Origin of the sequence: Croceitalea vernalis (assembly GCF_031846405.1) — a bacterium.
Classification (GTDB): Bacteria; Bacteroidota; Bacteroidia; order Flavobacteriales; family Flavobacteriaceae; genus Croceitalea; species Croceitalea vernalis.
In genome coordinates this window covers 1-3,704 of sequence record NZ_JAVRHU010000011.1, presented here as the reverse complement: position 1 = coordinate 3,704, position 3,704 = coordinate 1, and the positions used below count along the sequence as shown (strand labels likewise).

2 protein-coding genes are annotated in these 3,704 nt (G+C 35.7%); both read left to right on the top strand.

What is annotated here, in order from left to right; all coding sequences use genetic code 11:
* Positions 1-726, top strand: a 726-nt coding sequence (locus RM520_RS15165; RefSeq protein ID WP_311388557.1) for a discoidin domain-containing protein, incomplete at its 5' end; no start/stop codon positions are given.
* 50 nt (positions 727-776) lie between these two features.
* Positions 777-3,704 (top strand): PQQ-dependent sugar dehydrogenase (locus tag RM520_RS15160; RefSeq protein ID WP_311388556.1); only part of this gene is annotated, 2,928 nt, incomplete at its 3' end.

Below are 3,704 nucleotides of genomic sequence, written 5' to 3'. Positions count from 1 at the left end.
GCTTCGCAATCTTCAACTTACGGATTTGGATATGCATCTTATGCCATTGATGACAACACAAATGGCACTTCACCTTGGTCTGCTGATTTACAACATACCCAGGACAATGATTACCAACCATGGTGGCAAATAGATTTAGGGAATTTAAGTACTATAGAAGAAATAATAATTTACAATAGAACAGACAAACTGCAACAGCGTTTGAATAATTTTTATGTCTTCGTTTCAGCCACGCCATTTGATGAAAACCAATCGTTACAAGACTTAATTGACGACAATAATGTTGTAAACCAATTCTTTAGCGGCAATGCCGGCTTACAAGAAACTATAAGCATGAATATCGTTGGCAGGTATATTAGACTGCAGTTAGATGGAAATGGACCTTTGCATATTGCTGAATTTCAGGTTATTGGATGCGGTAGTACCAGTTCAGCGTTTTTATACAATATTGACTCACAGATAAGCAGATTAAATTCTTTCGATTTTATTGTTTTTCCGGTTCCCAGCAAACAAGTATTTAACCTTATTTTACCAGAATCTTTTGAAAGAAAAGGCGTTCTTTTTGTTACTGATATAAATGGTAAGGTTGTATTAAAAAAGAATATAGAATCTGTATATCGAGAAAACCTGCAGTTTGAACTAAAAAATATCTCAAATGGAGTTTATAATGTAATTTTAAAACAAAAAGAATTTAGCTGGAGAAAACAAATAATATTGCGAAAATAGACTCCCCCTAGCAATCTTATTTTAAACCAGTTTAACCAATCAATTTTAGTGTGACAAAACCAATCAACCTTAGGTTTAAGGTATTGCGATTTATTGCAATTACCTTGGGGATTTTATCAATTTCATTTGTTCCATTTTTCTTTGCGCCAGGATTGGAAAATCCGGAACCAATTGGAACGTTTTTAAACCAACAATTTCCTGCAGACCCGCCATCATCGAGCCCTTATCGAGTTGCTTTCCCAAACATTACGTTTAATACGCCAACAACTTTTAGTTACCTTCCTGTTGTAGATAAATTTATGGTCGGTCAACGAGAAGGAAGTCTTCATTGGTTTGATAATAATGAAACAACTACTCAAAAGAACCTACTTATTAATTTGAGTGATGAAGTAGGAGAAGTTTGGGATGGTGGTTTATTAGGTGCTGCAGTTCATCCAGAGTTCGGGTTAAATAATAACAACTACATTTATATTTGGTTTACAACCGAAGATAGTCTTGGGAGAGAATACCCTGATTTTCCTGGAAATTATAACTGTTTTTCTGAAGATTACTGGGGTAATTTTTTAAAGTTAGTTCGTTTTGAAATTAATGTAAATGATATTTCCATTGTACCAAACTCTAGGCTTGATATGATGGTTTTAAGAATGTACGGTACTACTCACAGAGGTGGGGGTATGGTTTTTGGAAATGACGGCTTTCTTTATTTAACAACCGGGGACCAAACAGGAGCATCAAAAGCCCAGGAAATAACTTCTAATTTAGATGGCGGTGTTTTAAGGTTAGATGTAGATCAAGACGCTACAAAAAGTCATCCTCCAACTAGATTGATGCCAGATGATGCAGGAGAAATAGATGAGGTTTCTGGTGTTGGTTATTGGATTCCGAATGATAATCCATTTGTCAGCGCAACAGGTGATAATTTTGAAGAATATTATACCATCGGTCATAGAAACCCATTTAGATTAACAAAAGATCAATTAACTGGTGAGCTTTTTATTGGAGAAGTGGGTAGAAGTACACACGAAGAAATTAATGTAGTAGTCAAAGGTGAGAATTACGGATGGCCTGTTTTTGAAGGATATGCAGATGGCTTAAATTGTGTTCCAATGTACGATGATATGACTCAAAAAGGTCCTCTGGTTGCTTTTCCTAGGAGCGAAATGAATGCCATCATTGGAGGCTATGTTTACAGAGGTACTGAAAACCCAGCTTTATATGGCAAATATCTCTGTGCCGATTATGGAGATGGTGAAGAAATTTATGCGGTTGATCCTCAAACTGGATCTTATGAATTTATTTCAAATTTTCTCCCAGAGAATGTAATTGGATTCGGTGAAAACCCAAATGGTGAATTGTATATAATGCAATTTGGGAATGATACTCATTTATATCAGATTGTTCCTTCCGCCACAAATGCTGTTAACGTTCCTCAAAAATTATCGGAAACCGGAGCTTTTTCAGATTTAAACAGTTTAACTCCCACTCAAGGTTTGATTCCATATGAGTTAATAGAATCATTCTGGTCGGACGGAGCAGAAAAGAAAAGGTGGATGGCAATTCCCAATGATGGAACGCATGATACACCAGCTGAGCAAATTAAGTTTTCTGAAAATGGCGTTTGGGAATTTCCAATCGGTACGGTTTTAGTAAAACATTTTGAAATGCCCATTGATGAAAATAATCCATCCTTAACTAGAAGACTTGAAACAAGATTTTCGGTAAAAGCTAATGATGGTAATTTTTATTTTTTGACCTATAAATGGAATTCTGCGGGTACTGATGCAGATTTATTGAGTTTTGGTCTTGATGAGCAAATTAATATCAATTTAGCTGCTGGAGGAACAAAAACTATCAATTGGCGTTATCCAAGTAATAGTGAATGTATCTCTTGTCATAATAACACTTCAAAAGGGAGCTTAGGTCCTAGAACTCGTTATTTAAACTCTGATTATACCTACCCTCAAACCGGAGCTACAGGTAATCAATTGATAACCTTGAGTCATTTAGGGATTCTAGATGAAAATATAGATGCTTCAGATGTTTCTAGCTTTTTAACTTACAAAGCACTTGACGACCAAAATGCTACTTTAGATGAAAAAGCTAGGTCTTATTTAGACTTAAATTGCGCCTATTGCCACCAACCAGGTACTGGTAATAGAGCTCAATTTGATTTAAGATTACAAAATACCCTTCAAGAAACAATCCTTTTAACCTCTGGAGTAAATACATCTTTAGGAATAGAAGGAGAAGCAATAATTGTTCCAGGGGATGCTTCAAAATCAATTCTATACCATAGAATGAATAGTACACAGCCTGGCATTGCCATGCCTCCATTGGCCAAGGGGCAAATTCACGATGAAGCAGTAAGCCTTATCAATGATTGGATAAATCAATTGGATGAAAATTCAGATAATGGTCTTTGTCAAAACAGTACCAATCTAGCCTTAAATAAAGCCGCTAGTCAGTCATCAACATATGGTAATGGTGTAGCTGGTATTGCTGTCGATGGCAATACGGTCGGAACTTCACCGTGGGATGCAGATTTACAGCACACCATTAGTGGGCAAAGTCAACCTTGGTGGCAAGTTGATTTAGGTAGTCAAAATCAGATTGAGCAAATAATTATTTATAATAGAACAGATAAATTACAAAACAGATTAAATAATTTTCACATCTTCATATCAGCTAATCCCTATGATGTAAATGCATCATTACAGGATTTAATAAATGACACTAGTATTACCGATATTTTTTATGAAGGTGAAGCTGGGCTCCAAGAAACTTTTGGGGTCATAGCAGATGGAAGATATGTTAGAATTCAACTGAGTGGTGAAAATGAATCATTACATATGGCAGAAGTCATGGTAATGGGATGTGATAAACAGTCTAATGATTTATGCCAAGGAGTTGCTTTACCTTTAATAGAAGTTACTGGACCATTTACTACTAATGATGACATTCAAACCTTAATAGCAAAC